Source organism: Schleiferilactobacillus perolens DSM 12744, assembly GCF_001435585.1.
Classification (GTDB): Bacteria; Bacillota; Bacilli; order Lactobacillales; family Lactobacillaceae; genus Schleiferilactobacillus; species Schleiferilactobacillus perolens.
The window spans coordinates 12,451-31,473 of the sequence record NZ_AZEC01000014.1 but is presented as its reverse complement, the minus strand read 5'-3'; the positions used below and the strand labels follow the sequence as shown (position 1 = coordinate 31,473).

Sequence of the window (19,023 nt, the reverse complement as noted above, 5' to 3'; positions counted from 1 at the left end):
CAACCGTCAACGGCCGGAGAAATAAGCATTGCAATAGTTATTTCTCCTCTATTCTACCAAAAACAATGGAGGTTTTCGATATGCAAATTAACGCAAGCAATTTCAGCCTGGCGGCTGCCTACGACCGTCAGAACGATGACAGCGACGTGATCACAGACGTGCTGGGCGGCAATATCTATCCCGGTGATAAGGTCTGGACGTTCCGCTACCACGATCGCAGCGGCAAAGAAGTTCCAGCAATCCTGTCTTATGACGACAAAAGCACGAAAGAATTTATGCATGACGAACTCAAACGGCTCGGGCCAGTGCAGTATCTGCGGCGGGTCATGCATGAGGAACCAGCGGACTTCCTGTTTGAGGAATTTGGTAAGAGCAACCAGATCATTAATCCAGATATTATCCGCAACATGATTGAGCGGGCAATGGGTGCTGGTGATATCGAGCGGGTGCTGCAGTTCGATTTTTCCGGCACTATCGAGGATTATCTGGATCACATGCAAGACACTGACCAGGCACCGATGGAACTGTATTACGACGCCGATCATTACGAAATCGGGGAGGTATAAACATGGCTAATATGCAGAAGTTGGATCCAAAGCACGCGCCAATGAAGGCGCTGGTGCAGAGCGCCACCGTCAAGGCACGGTTTGAAGAGGTATTAAAGAATCGGGCACCACAATTCTTAAGCAGCCTGGTTTCAGTGGTTAACGATAATCGTGCGTTACAAAACGTTGACCAAACTAGCGTACTTAATGCGGCTATGACGGCAGCTTCGTTCGATCTGCCAGTCAACCCCAATCTGGGATACTTCTACATCATTCCTTACGGGAGCACTGCTCAGGCTCAGATGGGTTACAAGGGCTATATTCAATTAGCCCAGCGGTCGGGACAATACAAGCGGCTCAATGCCGTACCCGTCTACGAGGATGAGTTTGGAGGCTGGAACCCATTAACGGAGGAGTTAACGTACACCCCGCATTTCAAAGATCGGGACGCGAACGATAAGCCGACTGGTTACGTTGGCTTCTTCCAGCTGGTAAACGGCTTTGAGAAGACAGTGTATTGGAGCCGCCAGCAGATCGACAACCACCGCAAACGCTTCTCCAAATCCGGCGGTAAGAATGAGCCAAGGGGTGTATGGGCATCAGATTTCGATGCGATGGCCTTGAAGACAGTCATCCGGAACCTAATTACTAAATGGGGCCCGATGACGGTCGATATTCAGAAGGCCACTGATGCCGATGAAGAGTCTTTTGGCGGCAATACAGAGCCCGTGAAGGATGTCACTCCGAGTACTATGGATGATCTGCTCAATGTCCCAAGCAAGACGGAAGAACCGAAGAAGGGGGTGTTGAACGATGATCCAATCCCAGACATCCCCGACTCGCGACCGGAACAAACCAGTCTCGACGATGAAGACCTTCCGGATTTCTGACGCCAATTACTACAGTCGGGAAGCCAACGAGCACTACATGTCAGCGACCGTCTTCAAACGGTTCTTGGCCTGTGAAGCCGAGGCGCTGGCCGAACTTAAAGGAATTTGGGTGCCTGAACGGGACCCGACGGCCTTATTGGCCGGCAACTATCTGCACTCGTACTTTGAGAGCCCGGAAGCCCATCAATCCTTTATCGACGCACATCCTGAGATGTTCTCGACGCGGGGTAGCACGAAAGGCCAACTCAAAACGCCTTACAAAGTGGCTGAGAGCATGATCCAGGCACTGAAAGATGACCCGTCATTCCAGGCTGCCTATCAGGGCAACAAAGAAGAAATTCTCACTGGGGAAATTGACGGTGTGAAATGGATGGGCAAACTGGATTGTTTCGACCCATCGCGGGCATTCTTCTTAGACCTCAAGACGACCCAGGACTTGCACAAGAAATACTGGATCACTGATGAGAAGCGCTGGGGATCGTTCGTCGAGGCGTACAACTACCCGTTGCAGATGGCTGTCTACCAAGAACTGATTCGGCAGAACTACGGCACGCGCCCGGCACCTATTCTGGTCGCTGTGAGCAAGCAGGAACCACCGGACAAAGCCTTCGTGGCGATACCCCAGGACAAGCTGGACGAGGCCATGCAGCAGCTTCTGGACACCCAGCCACGGATTGAGCAGATCATCGCTGGGGAGACCAACCCGTATCGTTGTGAGCAGTGCGACTACTGTAGAGCGACCAAACATCTGGGACAGATCATCACCATGAACGAATTGATTGAGTAGGGGGTGATCATTTGGATTATTTCAAGCAGCGACGTGCCTTTCGTCAGTTCAAGCTCGCCGTAAAGAAACTCACCGTTAATCAAGCAAGTCTGTATCGCGAATTATTGGATTACGCGAACGATAGCGGATTACTAGATGCTTCTTTCCGCCTGCAGAACGAGTACATCATGTCGATTACTGGAATTAAGTCCGTTGATGGTCTCTCCACGGCGCGCAATGCGCTGGTCCAGCAGGGATTGATCACATATATCAAGGGCAAGAAAAATGAGGACACACCAATCTATCAGATCATGCCATTGAGCCCTGATGGTCGGCCAGAAACCAAAAAACAGAACAGAACAAGAAAAAAAACGGAACAGAATGCGGAACAGAATGCGGAACAGAATGCGGTACAACCTGCGGAACAGAATGCGGAACAGTACTTTACTGGTACTGACTTAAACATGACTGATACTAATCATCATGATGATGATCCGGGTACTCCGGTAGTGCCTGACGATCAGGCGACCAAGGATCGAACCCGAGTCTTTGAACTCTGGGAACAGTCGTTTGGTGGATTTATGGCACCGTTGATCCAGGAGGAACTCCGGGATTGGCTAAAGACTTTCCCGGCAGATTTGGTCGTCGAAGCCATTAGGCGGGCCGTTGGCAATCAGGCGAAATGGAGCTATGCGAACGCCATCCTGCAGGACTGGGACCAGAAGAAAATCTACACGGTAGACGGGGTCAAGAAGGCTGACGCCATGTTCAATGTTGGCCGGTTTAACAAACGTGGTGCGTCCCAGAAGCCAAAAACGAGCCAGCCACCGTGGGCGGATCCTAATTACGTCGCACCGAAAGCTAAACCAGCTGACGAAGAGACAAAAAGGCGTTTGGCTGAACAGATCGCACAGTTCAAGAAGCAGGAGGAAACGAAATCATGAAGAGAATCGAGAGCATCGTGATTCCGTTACCGTTGGCGGCCACAAAAAGATACAAGGATGCCTCGTTAAATAAATATGTCAATGCCGAGAGATCCAATCGTTTCAGCGGATCAAGCCTGAAAAAACAAGCCACAAAAAACTGCATGGATTATGCCCTTAGTGCAGCACACCAAGGGTTGAAATGGGGGTGGCCGGCGCGTTTGGTTTTTCACTGGCATATGCCGGATAAGCGGATCGACCCAGACAACATGGCTTTCCAGAAAAAATATATCCTTGACGGCTTGCAAGATGCCAAAGTGTTGCCCAATGACAGTATCGAGTACGTTAGAGGGTTTCGAGATGACTTCAGCATCGAGCCGTCAGGCCATGGATACGTTGAAATTAAACAGGAACGGAGCGAGTGATATGAGTTATCAAATTATCGGCTGTGCAAGCCGACAGGCATACGGGCCGTCGTTTGATACGGCCAAGGAAGCTTATCGCTATATCAACGACGTGTTGGAGGACACAAGTTCTGATGCGCGGAAAGAACAGCGCAAGCGGTCTACCAGCCGCTTATCTTTTGTCAGCTTACCGGAGCCTTTGTTTGTGGCTGACGATAAAGATCCGGTTGAGGACCAGTTGCCATATCTGGGCAAGGATAAACGGCTCAAGGAGATCAACGACCGCCACGCATGGCAACGAGCACATCAGGTGCGGGAGGTACTGGGATGATCGATCCCCTTGCAAAAAAGCGACGTTGGGAGCGCAGCAAAGCCAATATGCAAAGGCTCCAAGCGAGCGGATTCCAGTTCATTGATTTCTCAGGATCTGGTCAAGTGCGCATTGAGGATTGGAGTACTTGGGATTGGGCAACAACGACAGGGGCTTGGCACAATCGTAAGACCAACACACACGGTCGGGGTTGGAACAGCATTTATCACGATATCAAACAAGACCGGCTACTAATTGTGTGCTTTGGGTCGATTGATGTTACGGCCACGAGGGAGTTTACAAAACACCGTTGCATCAATATCAACTCATTAGCAATCGATGAGCTTCGCCCACGGCAATGGCGACTATCTCATGACTTGGCAGAAGCTGTCAAAAAAGGAAACAGGATTACCAATCATCTTAATCAACTGCGTGAGGAATGGGCGAAACTGGGTGGCGAGGAATTGTCACCGTTGGAGGTAAAAGAACATGAATAAGGAAGAAGCAAAAAAGAAATTTGCGGGCTGGCTTGGTGTGTACTACCCAGACTTCGAAGACCGGGACAAAGTTGTCTGGCATGTACAGTGCCTGATTGACAATCTTGAATTGGAACACAAGCCTGTGCCATTACCCCAAAAAGTTGGTTTGTACGTTGATGCCGTAAAAGCCGAATCTAAAGATCCCGTAAGAGAGGTCATTATCATTAACTGGGATTACACCAATGCCTCTGAAGCATCTGCATTTTCACTGGGACCAAAAGAAGAAAATGTATTGAAGCTGATTGATGCCTATCGGTATGGCTGGACACCAGAACCCGAAAAAAGATTCTTACTGCCAATGGACGGAACGCGTGATGATGTTGGTACTGGCACAAAGACTCTTTACGCGCGGTTCCTCGGTAGCCAAGATTACTGGAATACGGGTTGGGCGTACAGCAACGAAGAGGCAATTGCATATGGCTTTTATGTTACTCAATCGGATATTGATTCCGCACCAGCATGGGTCAAGGCCATCAAACCGGTGGAGGTGACCGAAGATGACGACTAAAGCTGACATCGACGCGGCACAAAAGGCCATCGATGCCGCGAGCAACGCAATCGACAAGCTTGATCTGTGGGGCCTGTATGATTGCGCATGGCAAGCCAACAACAATTATCAACGCATCATTGATTACAACAGGGAACAGTTGGAGGTTACTGACGATGAGCAATGAGACGAAGCGGGACGTTATAGAGCGGGCACTAGATGATTGGAAACAAAATTTTATTAGTAGTTTGCCTAGGGACGGGTCGTTCGAAGACTGGTCGGAAAGTCTGTCTGATTATAGTGCTCGTTACGCCGCCGCCTTGCCAGATGATCTGCCGGTGATTCCCATGGCGGCCGGAGATGAGATTGAAATCGCAAAAATGCGAGGTCAAAGCATCATTGAGCTACTTGAACCGCTTTACAGTACGGACACGCTCAAGACCAGTCAATCCGTTACCGGAGTATGGACTTGGGCAGTCGACCATTCCGACACCTTCGCCCGTGCGTGGTTGCTAGGTGTCTGGCGCGTTGAGGAAACCGGTGAAATCGTGAAATTGGAGGCGGAGAAATGAAACATGAGATTAAGTTTCGAGCGTGGTTGCCAGAAGACAAGATCATGCGGAAAGTCGATAAGATCCACTTATCAGGGCGTGCCATTGAAACGGTGGATCATCACTGGGATTATATGGCGTTGGTCGAATTGATGCAGTACGCGGGCATGCACGACAAGAACGGGACGGATATTTATGATGGTGACATCGTTCGATCGGAACCAACAACCCCAGGAGATAGTGATGCGATGATCGGCGTAGTCACATTCTTGGAGGGATCATGGATAATTAATGATCCACGCGAAAGGATTGCTGAGCCGCTTTTCAACGAGACTAAGAGCATGACGGTTATCGGCAACGTCTACGAGAATCCCGAACTGATGGAGGGTGCAAGGAATGAGTAAAGTCTATGAGGTCTGGAATCAGGGCGATCCCGAGTATGGGAAGACAGTCACCTATGTTCAAGCCGAGACGGTCGGAAAAGCAAAAGTTAAAGCCCTAGTGGAGTTTGAAGATACCGATTTTGTTGAACTGCGTGCAAAGCGCATCCCTTGGGCAGACGGGTTGGATAACATTGATAACTTTGATTATCCATTTCAGTGGCATCTGTTGCACCACGGATACTCTGTCTGCCTTGGTGTTGATTACCAGGATTGCGTTGATCCCGAGGACGTGCCGATGATTGCGGCATATGGCGGATTGAAGGACTTCGACATGGCACTGGTGCGAGCTTCCGTTGATAAGATGCCGTCGTCATACGAAATTGAGATGGCGCGTGATCTGTGGGGACATGGAAAGATGAAGTTGGGCGATGATTATGAATCTTAACGATGCATTTGCAGCAGAAAAGGGGTCGAAATCGACCCCTTTAACAGAAAAGCAGAAGAATTGCCCATACTGTCACGAAGATAAAGACTGGATTGCAGACAACGACGTCATTATGCACTATGGGACCGATAGTAATGGACTGCCAATCTTGGATATTAACGATCATGGGCATTGGATCACGAATGATGCAATATGCTGCCAATGGTGCGGACGAAAGCTTGATGGTGATGATTAATTATGAGTGCGGTGACTGGGTACGATACAAGGATACATCATGCCGAGTGCTCGGCCACTGGCACGATAAGCAGTGGACGGATTACCTGATGCTGGGCGTGCCAGAGAGCATTGGGACGTTTCAAGGGGTCAAGCAGGTGGTCCGGTGGAAGTTCGTTGGGACCGTACTACCAGATGCAGTGGAGTTGATTAAGAGGAGGCCAAAGAATGAAGCAGTTGAAGAAGGGTGACAAGGTGCGTTATACGGGCAACAGTTTTCCTGATTACAAAGGCAGCACTTGTCGCGTGGATGACGCCGGCTGGCCTAGTGATGGTTTCGTCGCGTTGGCAACTGGCGAAATCACCATCCTTGACAGTGGGACACCAGATCAACGGGCTGGAGTAAAGTATTTCTCGCCCGGATCGACAACGTGGAGCTAATCAAGGAGGCCAAAAAATGAAACAAATCATTGAGTGGTTATGGTATGGATCGGCATGGACAGTAATTGTATTGGCTCCGTTGTTATTCATCTGGTTTGGCCTATGTGTTGGATTAGTTTTTCGGTTTATCGTGCTGACCTACCGCGGCCTTTTGTCAAATGAAGATTCTGAGTAACAAAAAAGACCGCTGCTAAGCGGCCCTCTCCAATGATTCCGCAAATCAAGTATATCAAAAAGTGGGGAGTGCTGCATGATGCGGATAGTACAGACATACTGGCGAAGATTAGACCATGAGGCAACAGCGACAAATGCCAAAGCGGTGTTGATGGACTATCGGCATCGGAAGCATAAGGCCAAGCGGAACGAGGTGACCATTCAGTCCCCACAGATGGACGGGATGCCTAGATCACCAAGCACGGAAAACGCTCAGGAGAATAAGATTCTGCGAGACCTGGAAGACGGAGAGTTTTGTCATCAATGTGATCGGGTCATTAGTGCTATTGAGAGCAGTGAGGGGCGCACCATCCTGCGGCTCTTGTATACGGTGGGCCGGCCACCCAAGGTGGAATCGATCATGGAGCAGCTTGGAATGCAGTCAACGGCTTATTATCACGCCAGGGAGGATGCATTGGTGGCATTTGCAGAGTTATGGCCGCCATCGCCAAGTGAGTTGCTGGTCTATCGTACCGAAAAACGAGCGTAACAAGTCCGTAAGTAAGTCGTAAGTAAGTCGTAAGTAAGTCGTGACACGGGCGTAAGTGTTTCCATCGTATTATGGTATTGTGCCAAAGACGTGTGGGACCTCCTCCCCGGACCACACGCACAATTTACTGATACCAATTGGCAGGACGGAGCAGGTCAATATCCGGGTTCGATTCCCGGTCGTCCTATTGCCCACGTTTCCATTGGATGATGTGTTCAAACTCAAAAAATGGATAAGCACGACCCAACATCGGTTGTGCGGATAGCGCTAATGTGCGGTGGGCAAATAGTCATGCGAGGACCCGCAAGGCGAGCGTGACGTATCACTGTGGCGGAATAGGTAGACACTTAGTTAGATGTGCTGGTTACGATCAGCAATCGTATTGGCTGACTACCAATCGGTAATCATCATGTCAGGTGCAAATCCTGACCAGTGATATTAATGGCATATCGGAGACACACCTAGGCCGAACGTGATATTTAATCATGGGACTGTGAGCTTGTCTGATGCCATATGGAGTGTTGTCCGAGCCTGGCTGATGGTGCCTGTCTACTAAACAGGTAACGATAAATCGTTCGGGGGTTCAAATCCTCCACACTCCGTTCGTTGCCCACCAAACTACCGAAAGGAAGCGAAGACCGCCTGAACTCGGTCGTGGGCTAAAAAAAAGAAAAAGAAAAAGGCCACAACGGCAAATGACTGAGGCCTTTAATCTTGAACAGGAGGAAATTACAATGCATCACTACATTACGAAATATTGGGAAAACGGCAAGCATTATGCCGAGTCATGGATTCAGATCAATATGTTCGGCCGATCTTATTGCTTTTCAAAGCAGCGCATTGTATCTGGCGAATAAACCACATTTTGCGAGTTCGATACTCACCAGATGCATAGCCCACCAAACTTTCGAAAGGAAACGAAGACCGCCTAAACTCGGTCGTGGGCAACATTACCACCCGTGAAGGTATGTGACGGCAGATAATCCGTCGCTACGTACTGATAAGCCTACCATGACGATGAGTAGCAGGGTGTAGTTGGGTTGATTACCTCAGGAGCAAATCCTGACCAGTGATATTACCAAAGGCACGGCGGAAAACGTGACCGGAGGATTGTATATAAGCCCGTCAATAATAAAGTTGGTTTACTTAATTCATGCGGGCAGGATCAAACAAACCGGCACCCAAAGACCGGGAATTTTAACAGGAAGACGTCTTGCAAAGGGCGTCTTTTTTGATTGGAGAAAACCATGCAAATTGAAAATTGGCCGATCGAAAAGGTCACGCCCTACGACAAGAACCCCCGGAATAATAATCAGGCGGTAGAAGCAACCGCTAACTCGCTCAAAGAGTTCGGCTGGAAGCAGCCTATTGTGGTAGACAAAGATGGTGTGATCATTGTCGGTCATACGCGACTAAAAGCGGCTAAAAAGTTAAAAATGAAGACGGTACCTGTCCTGGTTGCGAAGGATTTAGACCCCGAGCATGTAAAGGCATATCGGTTGGCTGACAATAGAGTTGGTGAGCTGGCGGACTGGGACTTAGGATTACTGGATGATGAGCTGGCCAGTATCAACGATCTCGACATGAGCGACTTCGGCTTTACAGACGCCGAGCTAGACGCAGCACTAGGTGATGATGACGGTGGGGCACAAGATGATGACTTTGATGAGGAGCCACCCGAGGAGCCAACGAGCAAGCTAGGTGAAGTGTACCAGCTCGGACGTCACCGGCTGATGGTTGGTGACAGTACCGACCCGGAACAGGTAAAAACCCCGATGGGGGGGACAGTTGGCCGACCTACTAATTACTGACCCGCCTTATAACGTGGGATATACCGGCAAAACAAAAGAAAAGCTTAGCTTGGACAACGATAAGCAATCGGCCAGCGACTTCTACGAATTTCTATTAGGAGCATTCAAAGCGGCGGCCGCCAACATGAAGTCTGGAGCATCGTTCTATGTCTGGTACGCTTCCTCGGAAGCGGTGAACTTTAACCGTGCAGCAGAAGATGCAGGAATGAGCGTTCGGCAAGAACTCATTTGGGCAAAGAACCAAATGGTCATGGGACGCCAGGACTACCAATGGCAGCATGAGCCGTGTCTCTACGGTTGGCTTGCAAATGGTACTCATTCCTGGTTCTCAGACCGAAAGCAAACCACAATCATGCATTTTGACAAGCCGAATCGTAATAAAGACCATCCCACAATGAAACCAGTTCCCCTTTTCGACTATCAAATTAAAAATAGCTCCAAGTCCGGCGACAATATTCTGGATTTGTTCGGCGGATCGGGTACAACAATGATGGCTTGTGAACAGAATGGGCGGAACGCTTATCTAATGGAACTCGACCCTCGATACGCTGATGTCATCATCAAACGATGGGAAGAATTCACCGGTCAGAAGGCAGAAAGAGTTGTAGAAGCATCCGCTCAGAACTAACATGCGCACAACGCAGTGGGGTTCGAATCCCTGTTGCGCCATAGGCATCTCCGCCCATCGGGAAAATGGAAAAACGGATGTGTTAACAAGCGGAGGCCCACAACAGCCACCGCTTTTTGTTGCCGTCAAAGACGGTGCGAGGTGCAGATTCATACCCTGTACTGGTGGTTCGAATCCACCCGGCGACATCAGGACGAATTCAGAGGGAGCGTGGTGAATATGTAATGGCCAATGGGAAGTACCAGAAATGGCTAACAAAACCTAAACTAGCTGTGCTAACTAACTGGGCGAGAATGGGCCTATCTGAGCCGCAGATAGCCCATAACATGGGCATTAGTTATTCCACCTTCAAGGTATGGAAGACGAAGTATCCGGCCATTTCGGCCGCCGTAGAGGAAGGCAAAGAAGTGGTAGATGCTGTTGTCGTGAATGCGTTAATCAAGGCGGCGAAGAATGGAAATGTGCAAGCTATGACATTTTGGTTGCGCAATCGGATGCCGGAGTACTTCCGGGACAACTCATACAAGGAGCTGAACGAAGCACAAGCCCAAAAGGCAAAAGAAGATGCACGCAAAGCCAAGGCAGAAGCAGACATTACAGAGGCTAAGGCCAAGGACATCAAACAGGCAGCTAACGAAGGAGGTGCGATGATCGTTGACGACGTCCCAAACGAAGCATCCGAAGATTCAGATCCGGACGACTAATCTGATTCAGCCACACTTCTATCAGTTCTGGAGATCAAACCGACCGTATTTCATTCTCAAAGGCGGCCGGGGGTCGTTCAAATCATCGACAGTTAGTCTGAAGCTTGTCATGATGCTGAAAAGGCAAGCGCAAGAAGGCCATAAAGCAAACATCATCGTCATTCGAGAGAACACGGTTAACTTGCGTGATACTGTATACAGTCAAATCGGTTGGGCAATTGACATGCTCAAAATGACAGACGAGTTTGTGTTTAACGTATCACCTATGCGCATAACGCATCGCGGAACTGGCAGCACATTCTACTTCTATGGTGGTGACAGGCCTGAAAAGCTGAAGTCTAACACCGTTCGCAACGTGATTGCTGTGTGGTATGAAGAAGCAGCCAACTTCAAATCCGCTGAAGTGTTTGACCAAACTAATCCAACCTTCATTCGACAGAAATCACCATGGGTTGATCAGGTTCAAATCTTCTACACGTACAACCCACCGAAGAATCCATATAACTGGATTAATGAGTGGATTGATAGCGTTAGAGGAGACAACGACTTCTTCATCGACAAATCAACTTATCTCGATGATGATCTTGGGTTCACTGACGGACAGCAACTCAGACTGATCGACAAGTATAAAGCAAACGATTATGACTACTACCGCTGGCTGTATCTAGGCGAGGTCGTCGGACTTGGAACCAACGTCTACAACATGGATCTGTTCCACCTGATTGATCATATTCCCGATGATGATCCTTTGATTTACCTATTTCTAGCAATGGACAGTGGGCATATATCGTCCGCTACGGCATTGCCTGCCGCTGCTGTCACTTCAAAGGGCAATGTAATCGTTCTTGACACCTACTACTACTCACCGGCCAATCAATCTTTAAAGAAGCCGCCAAGCCTACTATCAAAGGAGATTCACGAATTCTTAACCTCGGTAACCAAGAAATATCGCGGCGCGAAAGTCAAAAACATGACAATCGATTCTGCTGAAGGTGCCATGCGTAACCAGTATTACAGCGACTACCACGTTGCTTGGCATCCAGTACACAAACTCAAAGAAGCCGATATGATCGACTACGTTCAAAGCCTGCTCGCACAAGGGCGGGTTTTTGTTTTGGACACTCCGAACAATAAAGTGTTCATGGAACAGCACCGGCAGTATCAATGGGATGAGAAGTCAATGGAGTCGGACGACCCCAAAGTTATCAAAGAAAACGACCATACAGTAGACGCATTCAAATACATGATTCTTGACAATGCCCGAGTTCTTGGGCTGAAACGCTAAGAAGGTGACGCTTTGAACTTAATCAATACAATCAAAAACCTATTCAGGAAAGGAGGCGCAGCATTGGGAGTTGTACAAAGCCTTGGGCAAATTACCGATCACCCAAAAATCAGTGTAGATCCAAAAGAGTATGACCGTATTGCACTAGATAAACGTTACTTTGAAGGCAAATTTCGCGAGATTGAGTTCAGAAACACATACGGAGATATTAAAAAGCGACCTTATGTGACTTTAAACATGATGCAAGTTATCTGCCGACGTTTGGCCTCAATTTTATACAATGAAAAAAGCAAGATCACGATTGAAACTCGTTCCGAGAAAACTGACGAGTCCGGAAATACGGTCGATTATAAAGTTCCGGATGAAGCAGATACGTTTATTCATGAAGTTCTAGAAGACAATGACTTCAATAAGAACTTTGAACGCTATCTTGAGTCGTGTTTGGCACTCGGCGGTCTTGCTATTCGTCCTTACGTTGACTACAGCACGAAGAAAATCAAACTGGCATGGGTGCAGGCACCTAGTTTCTACCCACTTCGATCTAACACAAATGACGTCAGCAGTGCAGCTATTGCAACGAGAACTGTAAGAACTGAAGGAAAGCAAACGGTGTATTATACGCTGCTTGAGTTCCATGAATGGAGCGAAAATGAGTACACCATTACAAATGAGCTTTATAGGTCAGAGACCTCTGATACTGTTGGCATCAAGGTTGATTTATCCATGCTGTACCCCGACTTGCCGCCATTGGTTAACCTGGATACGTCTGTATTTACGCGTCCATTATTCGTTTATCTGAAGCCGGCCGGATTCAACAATCGAAACATCACCAGTCCATTAGGTATTGGTGTTTGCGATAATGCGCTGAATACGCTCAAACAGTTAAACGATGCGTATGATCAGTTTAATTGGGAAGTTAAGATGGGTCAGCGACGAGTAGCCGTTGCCGATAGTATGACGGAGATCACATTCGGGCGAGAAGGCCAGAAGGAACCCAAACAAGTATTTGACCCTGATCAGAATGTCTTTCTGTCAGTCCAAGGCGGTGGCATGGACGATAAAACAGTTCAAGATTTAACGACCCCTATCAGATCGCAAGATTACGTCGCATCTTTAAACCACTTTCTTAAAACGCTTGAGATGCAAGTTGGCTTGTCTTCCGGTACATTCTCGTTTGACGCCCAGGGGCTTAAAACAGCCACAGAGGTGGTGTCCGAGAACTCCATGACCTACCAGACTCGCAATAGTCACCTGACAATGGTGGAGCGAGCAGTACAAGAGCTGTGCGTTTCGATCTGTGAGCTTGCTAGTGGAACGATCATTAATGGATCACCATTATACAGCGGGCCAATTCCAACGATTGACCAAGTGACTGTTGATTTTGACGATGGTGTATTTACTGACAAGGAAGCAAGCCTTGACTATTGGATCAAAGCCGCTGCTGCTGGATTCGTTCCCCACCACGTTGCGATTGCACGGGCGTTGGATGTGCCGGACGATGTGGCAAAACAGTATGCCCAAGAGGCTTCATCAGAATCGCAGCCTACGTTGCCGTCGGGCGAACAGGGAGGATTGTTTGGCGGGGACGGTGATAGCTGATGCCGCAAGCAACGCCTTACCAATTAACTGTCACTCAGGCTACCATTGGCGATATTTATGGTTCGCTGGAGCAATCAATATTTGAAATGTTCGTTGACCGGCTGCAGAACCACGGAGCATTCCCGCTGGACAAGGACCATGTGTTGCAATGGCAAGCGGAGCAACTGAATCAAATGCATCTGGTTAACGAAGCCACCATCAAAGAAGTAAGCCAAGCAGCTAAAATAGCCGAGCCAAAACTCCGCCATCTGTTCAACGACTTCGGCATTCAAATTGCTAACACCGAATATGCTCGTCTAGGAAGTGCAACGGGCACGACAATCAAGCCAAGCTCGAGCATCGACAAATTGATGAATGGCTATCTGAAACAGACATTCCTCGACCTGGACAACAACGTTAACCAGACACTAATTACCACGAATTACAGCGATAATGCAGCTGTGCGCACTTATCAGCAGATTGTCAAGGAAACCACTGCTCAGGTGATAACGGGCCTTAAAACGCCTGCCAGGGCCTTGGCGGATACGGTGTATTCGTGGCGTGATAAGGGGATCCAGACCGTACTCATTGATAATGGGACACATCCGTGGTCCATAGACAGCTACGCGAGAACGGTGATCACCACCACGAGCAATAGAGCATTTCAATCAGTTCGAGATCAAGCAGCAGACGACTACGGTATCGACACATTTGTGATGTCTAGTCACGCTGCGAGCCGGCCAGCATGTGCGCCAATTCAAGGTGGGACGGTGACTACACGTTATCAGTCGTTTAGGTCTGACGTGAGCGGAGAATGGTTTGAATCGTTATACCATCACGGATACGGTGAACCAGGCGGAACATTTGGTATTAATTGCCACCACCAGAAATGGGGATATGTTCCTGGGGCTAACACCAACAGCTTCACTCAGTTTGACCCAGAACAGGCCATTGCCAATGGCAACGTTCAACAGCAACAGCGGGCGTTAGAACGCCGCGTGCGGAAGTACAAGGCTAATGCAGACCTTGCCAAAAAAATGGGTGATGCAGATGGCCAGCAGCATTACAAGCAATTAATCAGCAACAATCAAGCTGCCCTGCGACAAATCGTTAAAGATCACGACTTCTTGTCTCGGGACTATTCGAGAGAAAAAGATTTTTCGTAGGATGCTGACGGATTGGCACATGCATCACGCATGCTGGCAAAGTAGAACCCTGAGCTAATCAAGGAGGTATTGTCATGAACCATGAAGATTTGAAAGCACGTGAAGACATTAAGAAAAGGTTGCTTGATTTGGCGGCAGAGGCTAATGGTATCAAAGATTATGAGCTGGGAGAGCTTATCCTGGCCGCATACAATCGATGCGATGACAATATGACCATGCAGAATTGCAATTTATATGCCAATGGCAACCCGGTGACAATCGACAATGCGGCACTTGCCAGGTATCTGAGGCTGTTATTTACCGGTGACAATAAAGCGCCATCTGGTAACGCGTCATATATAAGCACTCTTGAACTGAAAGATGATGGGCCATGTCTTAACGGCAAGCCTATTAAAGGGCTAATTGATATGAGCATCGATTCAAAGGCCGGTGATCTTACCAAAGTTGTCATTAAACTTGCTGCCAATGTTCACGGCATAGACGACATCAAGCAAGAGCGCAGTTTCTACGGTTTCTAATCTAGGAGGAAATGCAATGAAATATCGCAAGAAGCCGGTTGAAATTGAAGCTTGGCATTTTACCAAAGAGAACTTTAAAAAGGGCGTACCACGTTGGGTGGATCACTTACCTGTTAATAAAAACGGGTATGAGGAATTGAACCATGATATTTCTCTTTGGTCGCAGTATGGCGGGGAGAAAATTGGCGGTGAAATCAAGACTCTTGAAGGAAAAATGACTATTTCAGAGAATGATTACATCATTAAAGGCGTTCACGGAGAATTTTATCCGTGCAAACCTGACATTTTTGAAGAAACATACGAGCCATCTGATATTCAGGTACAGGTAGATGGCAAATTGCTTGCTGAAAAATTGGCAGCACCGATCAAACACGAGATTGATAAACGATCTAGATACGCACAACGTCACAAGGGATTTTTCTAAGCCACAAATAGCGGCTTTTTTATGCATTCGACCCAAGCATGTCGTAAAACTGCTATTTGTTTTACCCAATTCGCGGTCGTACCGCGTCAAAAACACGTAAGGGAGAGATTGTTTTGAAACGCGAAGAATTAAAAGGATTAGAGCTTTCAGATGAGCAAATCGAAAAAGTTATGGCACTCCATGGGGCCGATGTGAACGAACTGAAGGGCCAAGTCAGTCAGCTGACGACAGAACGGGACGGGCTGAAACAGCGTGCGTCGGAATCGGACAAGCAGCTGAACGACCTAAAATCAGCGCATAAGGATGACAAGGACTTTCAGGCTGAGATCGACAAGCTCAAAGCTGACAACAAGGCGAAGGATGATGCGGTTTCTAAGCAGCTGAAAGAAACCAAGCTGAATTATCAGACTGAGCTTGCTCTGGTGAAAGCCGGTGCATTGAACACCAAAGCGGCCTCAGCTCTGATTGACAAGGACAAGCTTAACTTGGACGAGAAGGGCAATGTTACCGGATTAGATGAACAGCTCAAAGCGCTCAAGTCGGATGACAGTAGCAAGTTTCTGTTCAAGGCTGAAGAGGCACCCAAACCACAGAATACACCGCCAATTACAGTCTCTGGCAACCCTAATCCAAATGCAAATGCAAATGAAACTCTCAATCCAGCCACTGCCACCTATGAAGAGTTGGCGGCAAGCATGGCACACGAAGAATAAGAAAGGATGATTTAAATGGCTTTTCCAAATGCACAAACGACTGACAAGTCCGCAATGATTATTCCTGAGGTTATGGCTCAGATGATCGCGGCACGGCTTCCTAAGGCAATTACTTTCTCGCCTCTTGCAACGGTTGATAACACTCTTGTAGGTGTTCCCGGTGACACTATTACGGTTCCGCACTGGAAGTATATCGGCGATGCTGTTGATTTTGCTGAGGGCGATAGCATTGACTATTCCAAAATGCAAAGTGGCAAAACCACTTCGACAATCAAGCGAGCTGGTAAAGGGGTAGAAATCTCTGACTTCGCTGTTGAGGTTGGCCTTGGCGATCCCAAGACGGAAGCTGCCAACCAGCTGTCCATGGCCATTGGTTCTAAGGTCGATAACGATTGTGTCACAGCATTGCTTAATGCTCGTCTGACACTGACTCATGCGGCCCCTGATCTTGATTTGATCGACGCGATCGAGGCAACTTTCGAAGACGATACCAGCGAGTTCAACACCGAAGGATCTTCACCAGTACGTGGCGTGTTTTACATGAACTTGAAGGACTACAACAAGCTCCGTAAGGCTGCGGCTTCTGACTACACTCGAGCTTCCGAACTTGGCGATCAGGTTCTGACAAGCGGTGTACTTGGTGAAATCTTCGGCTGGCAACTTGCTACCTCCCGCAAGATTCCAGTTGGTACTTATTTGGCTGTTAAGGCTGGTGCTTTAGGCATTAACATGAAACGTGGGGTGCAAGTTGAAACCGCGCGTGATATTGACCACAAGACAACAAAAATCAACGTTGATGAATACTATGGAGTTTGGCTTAAGGACGACACCAAGGCACTTGTTGTTAATCCTCCAGTAGTATCAGACGGATTTGATCCAAACGGCAGCGTTAAGCCGACTGATGCTCAGACCGTTGATGAAATCAAGGCTTGGTTAACTGCCCACAGCATCGATTTCACTGGAAAGACAGCAAAGGCTGATCTTTTAGCGTTAGTTCCAGCTAAATAGTCAATACTAGTCGCCATCTAAATTAACAATAGGAAAACCCCGGCGGCTTTGTGAGGTGATGACATGACTCAGTACGTTACTAAGCAGGAATTCATGGATGCTATGCACGTGGCAGAGCCTAGTCTGCCTGCCAACTTTGACCAGATCACCGAGTTGGCAAGTCAGTACTTGGATGACCAGACACGCGATTTCTATCAAATCAACGACATCAATGCTGACCCGTGGCCACTTCGTGTAAGTAAGTTCAAGCGAGCAGTTATCCGCCAAATTGCTTACATGCTTGATTCTGGTATTACGTCTACAGAAGAAGCTATCCGTCAACCAATTAGCGAGACGGATACGATTGGGCGTACCACGGTTACTAAAGCCTGGGCAAACAGTCAGAGCGGTGTAAACAGTCGAAGCCCGTCAGTGGTCAGTATCGATGCACTGGCTGCACTGAGTGGAACCGGTCTGCTTTATCGAGGCGTTCCGTATGTTTGATGGTTTTGGTGTGCTGGTAGCTTATAACGACGCTGTCGTTCTTACCAAGGTGGTTGGCCATGATGATTGGCAGAAACCCGTGTATGGTGCACCAGTGGCCATGGATCATGTTCGAATTGATCGAGGAGCCGTTTATTCTGGTACGAACAACGATCGTCAAATTGTGGCTAATGCAGTGATTTATATCCGATGCTTTGCCAATCTCGAAATACCGGCTCTTGATGATAGCTGGCTTCAAGGGATGGCGAGCTTTGATGACAAAAAATACACCATAACGGCCGTCAACGTGTTAAAAGATGCATCTGGAATGTCAACATGGGGATACGAATTGGAGGTGTTGTAAGTGGGTATTATGGTGCACACAGATGTAGATTTGATGAAAAAGATTGGCTCAGAAGCTCAAAAAAAAGCCCTTGTGGCTGCTGCCAGTCAGTTGGCACAAGAGCTGGATGACTACAACACTGGTGTTGTACCTAGACTGCATGGCGATCTCCGAGGCACTTCTACCCCTGACGGATCCGCCGTAGAGTTCAGCAGTGTTTATGCGGCAGCTCAGTTTAACGGTGGGTACACAAAAAAAGACGGCACCAAAGTAACTTTTAAGCACTACACGACTGAGGGAACAGGTCCTCAATGGGACAAAATGATTCAGGCAAACGGTCAAAAAATGAAACGGATCCGCGATGCTTATCTGAGGGGGCTGGATTTATGAATGCCCTGAAAGAGCTAGCTGATGCAATCAACGCCATGCCAGATATGCCCCAAAAAGTTAGCGTGGGCTTCCTTTCAGCAGATGAAACTCTGTCAATCTATCCGACCAAAAACGGATCAGTGATTGATGAGGACTTTGCCGGCAATCAAGAGACCCGGCTATATTACGAAGTCGCTATCCGCACGATTGATCAGCAATTAGGTAATGCGATTATGTGGTCAGTCTCCGATTTTGTTAAGCACTTGAAAGAACTTCCATCTGATGATTTTCGTTTTGAAACGATTGAAACCACGTCTGAACCCAGCATTACACAAGCTGATTCACGTGGCTTTTTTGTATACACCCTAGATGTTGCGTTGAACGTTACATCAAACAAATATAAGGAGTGATTTT

The 19,023-nt window shown here is 48.1% G+C and carries 28 protein-coding genes, 1 tRNA gene and 3 pseudogenes; all 32 read left to right on the top strand.

The features are described 5' to 3' along the window. Positions 1-80 precede the first annotated feature (80 nt). The 32 genes and pseudogenes from FD09_RS12635 (at position 81) to FD09_RS12495 (ending at position 19,019) form a co-directional block, all read left to right on the top strand. On the top strand, positions 81-566 hold the full coding sequence (locus FD09_RS12635) for a hypothetical protein (RefSeq protein WP_057821948.1): 486 nt from the start codon (positions 81-83) through the stop codon (positions 564-566). 2 nt (positions 567-568) lie between these two features. After that, entirely contained in the window at positions 569-1,435 is an 867-nt protein-coding gene (locus tag FD09_RS12630; protein ID WP_057821946.1) for a recombinase RecT, read from the top strand. Beyond that, entirely contained in the window at positions 1,413-2,222 is an 810-nt protein-coding gene (locus FD09_RS12625) for a PD-(D/E)XK nuclease-like domain-containing protein (protein ID WP_057821944.1), read from the top strand. Before FD09_RS12630 ends, FD09_RS12625 begins: the two co-directional genes overlap by 23 nt. Positions 2,223-2,233: 11 nt before the next feature. Next, positions 2,234-3,145, top strand: coding sequence for a DnaD domain protein (locus FD09_RS12620; protein ID WP_057821942.1), 912 nt, complete (start codon positions 2,234-2,236; stop codon positions 3,143-3,145). Further along, positions 3,142-3,549: a RusA family crossover junction endodeoxyribonuclease gene (locus FD09_RS12615; protein WP_057821940.1), complete on the top strand. Its 408-nt coding sequence runs from the start codon at positions 3,142-3,144 to the stop codon at positions 3,547-3,549. The genes FD09_RS12620 and FD09_RS12615 overlap by 4 nt, the downstream gene beginning before the upstream one ends. A gap of 1 nt (position 3,550) precedes the next feature. Beyond that, on the top strand, positions 3,551-3,859 hold the full coding sequence (locus FD09_RS12610; protein ID WP_057821938.1) for a hypothetical protein: 309 nt from the start codon (positions 3,551-3,553) through the stop codon (positions 3,857-3,859). Then, positions 3,856-4,335 carry a hypothetical protein gene (locus FD09_RS12605; protein ID WP_057821936.1) on the top strand — a complete coding sequence of 160 codons (480 nt, stop codon included), beginning with the start codon at positions 3,856-3,858 and terminating at the stop codon, positions 4,333-4,335. The genes FD09_RS12610 and FD09_RS12605 overlap by 4 nt, the downstream gene beginning before the upstream one ends. Further along, positions 4,328-4,885, top strand: coding sequence for a hypothetical protein (locus FD09_RS12600; RefSeq protein ID WP_057821934.1), 558 nt, complete (start codon positions 4,328-4,330; stop codon positions 4,883-4,885). The genes FD09_RS12605 and FD09_RS12600 overlap by 8 nt, the downstream gene beginning before the upstream one ends. Further along, a complete protein-coding gene (locus FD09_RS16580; protein ID WP_164480546.1) occupies positions 4,875-5,051 on the top strand; it encodes a hypothetical protein in 177 nt (58 codons plus the stop codon). The genes FD09_RS12600 and FD09_RS16580 overlap by 11 nt, the downstream gene beginning before the upstream one ends. Further along, positions 5,041-5,436 (top strand): hypothetical protein, encoded by a 396-nt coding sequence (locus FD09_RS12595; protein ID WP_057821932.1) that lies wholly within the window; start codon positions 5,041-5,043, stop codon positions 5,434-5,436. Before FD09_RS16580 ends, FD09_RS12595 begins: the two co-directional genes overlap by 11 nt. Continuing rightward, positions 5,433-5,819 (top strand): YopX family protein, encoded by a 387-nt coding sequence (locus FD09_RS12590; RefSeq protein WP_057821930.1) that lies wholly within the window; start codon positions 5,433-5,435, stop codon positions 5,817-5,819. Before FD09_RS12595 ends, FD09_RS12590 begins: the two co-directional genes overlap by 4 nt. Further along, positions 5,812-6,243, top strand: a complete 432-nt coding sequence (locus tag FD09_RS12585) for a hypothetical protein (protein WP_057821928.1) — start codon at positions 5,812-5,814, stop codon at positions 6,241-6,243. The genes FD09_RS12590 and FD09_RS12585 overlap by 8 nt, the downstream gene beginning before the upstream one ends. 164 nt (positions 6,244-6,407) lie before the next feature. After that, a complete protein-coding gene (locus FD09_RS12575; protein WP_157053806.1) occupies positions 6,408-6,707 on the top strand; it encodes a hypothetical protein in 300 nt (99 codons plus the stop codon). Beyond that, positions 6,685-6,897: a hypothetical protein gene (locus FD09_RS12570; RefSeq protein WP_057821922.1), complete on the top strand. Its 213-nt coding sequence runs from the start codon at positions 6,685-6,687 to the stop codon at positions 6,895-6,897. The genes FD09_RS12575 and FD09_RS12570 overlap by 23 nt, the downstream gene beginning before the upstream one ends. 16 nt (positions 6,898-6,913) lie before the next feature. After that, positions 6,914-7,072 (top strand): hypothetical protein, encoded by a 159-nt coding sequence (locus tag FD09_RS16355; RefSeq protein ID WP_157053805.1) that lies wholly within the window; start codon positions 6,914-6,916, stop codon positions 7,070-7,072. 78 nt (positions 7,073-7,150) lie between these two features. Then, positions 7,151-7,600: an ArpU family phage packaging/lysis transcriptional regulator gene (locus FD09_RS12565; RefSeq protein WP_057821920.1), complete on the top strand. Its 450-nt coding sequence runs from the start codon at positions 7,151-7,153 to the stop codon at positions 7,598-7,600. 515 nt (positions 7,601-8,115) lie between these two features. After that, positions 8,116-8,202: transfer RNA gene (locus FD09_RS12560), tRNA-Ser, on the top strand. A gap of 132 nt (positions 8,203-8,334) precedes the next feature. Then, the gene (locus tag FD09_RS16950; protein WP_263854526.1) at positions 8,335-8,457 is read left to right on the top strand and encodes a hypothetical protein; all 123 of its coding nucleotides are present in this window, start codon (positions 8,335-8,337) and stop codon (positions 8,455-8,457) included. 390 nt (positions 8,458-8,847) lie between these two features. Next, a pseudogene (locus tag FD09_RS12555) lies at positions 8,848-10,039 on the top strand (DNA modification methylase). 224 nt (positions 10,040-10,263) lie between these two features. Then, on the top strand, positions 10,264-10,743 hold the full coding sequence (locus tag FD09_RS12550) for a hypothetical protein (protein ID WP_057821919.1): 480 nt from the start codon (positions 10,264-10,266) through the stop codon (positions 10,741-10,743). Then, the gene (locus tag FD09_RS12545) at positions 10,724-12,028 is read left to right on the top strand and encodes a PBSX family phage terminase large subunit (RefSeq protein WP_057822025.1); all 1,305 of its coding nucleotides are present in this window, start codon (positions 10,724-10,726) and stop codon (positions 12,026-12,028) included. Before FD09_RS12550 ends, FD09_RS12545 begins: the two co-directional genes overlap by 20 nt. Positions 12,029-12,091: 63 nt before the next feature. Continuing rightward, complete coding sequence (locus tag FD09_RS12540) at positions 12,092-13,627, top strand: phage portal protein (protein ID WP_083487915.1); 1,536 nt, start codon at positions 12,092-12,094, stop codon at positions 13,625-13,627. After that, entirely contained in the window at positions 13,627-14,772 is a 1,146-nt protein-coding gene (locus FD09_RS12535) for a phage minor capsid protein (RefSeq protein WP_057821915.1), read from the top strand. Before FD09_RS12540 ends, FD09_RS12535 begins: the two co-directional genes overlap by 1 nt. Positions 14,773-14,846: 74 nt before the next feature. Beyond that, complete coding sequence (locus FD09_RS12530; RefSeq protein WP_057821913.1) at positions 14,847-15,290, top strand: hypothetical protein; 444 nt, start codon at positions 14,847-14,849, stop codon at positions 15,288-15,290. A 16-nt stretch (positions 15,291-15,306) separates the two neighbouring features. Next, entirely contained in the window at positions 15,307-15,714 is a 408-nt protein-coding gene (locus FD09_RS12525; protein ID WP_057821911.1) for a hypothetical protein, read from the top strand. 113 nt (positions 15,715-15,827) lie between these two features. Beyond that, positions 15,828-16,427 carry a phage scaffolding protein gene (locus FD09_RS12520; protein WP_057821909.1) on the top strand — a complete coding sequence of 200 codons (600 nt, stop codon included), beginning with the start codon at positions 15,828-15,830 and terminating at the stop codon, positions 16,425-16,427. 15 nt (positions 16,428-16,442) lie between these two features. Further along, positions 16,443-17,261 (top strand): annotated as a pseudogene (locus FD09_RS17140) (N4-gp56 family major capsid protein); the annotation flags it as partial. A gap of 54 nt (positions 17,262-17,315) precedes the next feature. Next, positions 17,316-17,435: pseudogene (locus FD09_RS17035) on the top strand (major capsid protein); the annotation flags it as partial. 63 nt (positions 17,436-17,498) lie between these two features. Further along, complete coding sequence (locus tag FD09_RS12510; RefSeq protein WP_057821906.1) at positions 17,499-17,918, top strand: hypothetical protein; 420 nt, start codon at positions 17,499-17,501, stop codon at positions 17,916-17,918. Beyond that, positions 17,911-18,261: a putative minor capsid protein gene (locus FD09_RS12505; RefSeq protein WP_057821905.1), complete on the top strand. Its 351-nt coding sequence runs from the start codon at positions 17,911-17,913 to the stop codon at positions 18,259-18,261. Before FD09_RS12510 ends, FD09_RS12505 begins: the two co-directional genes overlap by 8 nt. 9 nt (positions 18,262-18,270) lie before the next feature. Continuing rightward, positions 18,271-18,630, top strand: a complete 360-nt coding sequence (locus FD09_RS12500) for a minor capsid protein (RefSeq protein WP_235812295.1) — start codon at positions 18,271-18,273, stop codon at positions 18,628-18,630. After that, complete coding sequence (locus FD09_RS12495) at positions 18,627-19,019, top strand: phage tail terminator protein (protein ID WP_057821902.1); 393 nt, start codon at positions 18,627-18,629, stop codon at positions 19,017-19,019. Before FD09_RS12500 ends, FD09_RS12495 begins: the two co-directional genes overlap by 4 nt. Positions 19,020-19,023 lie beyond the last annotated feature (4 nt).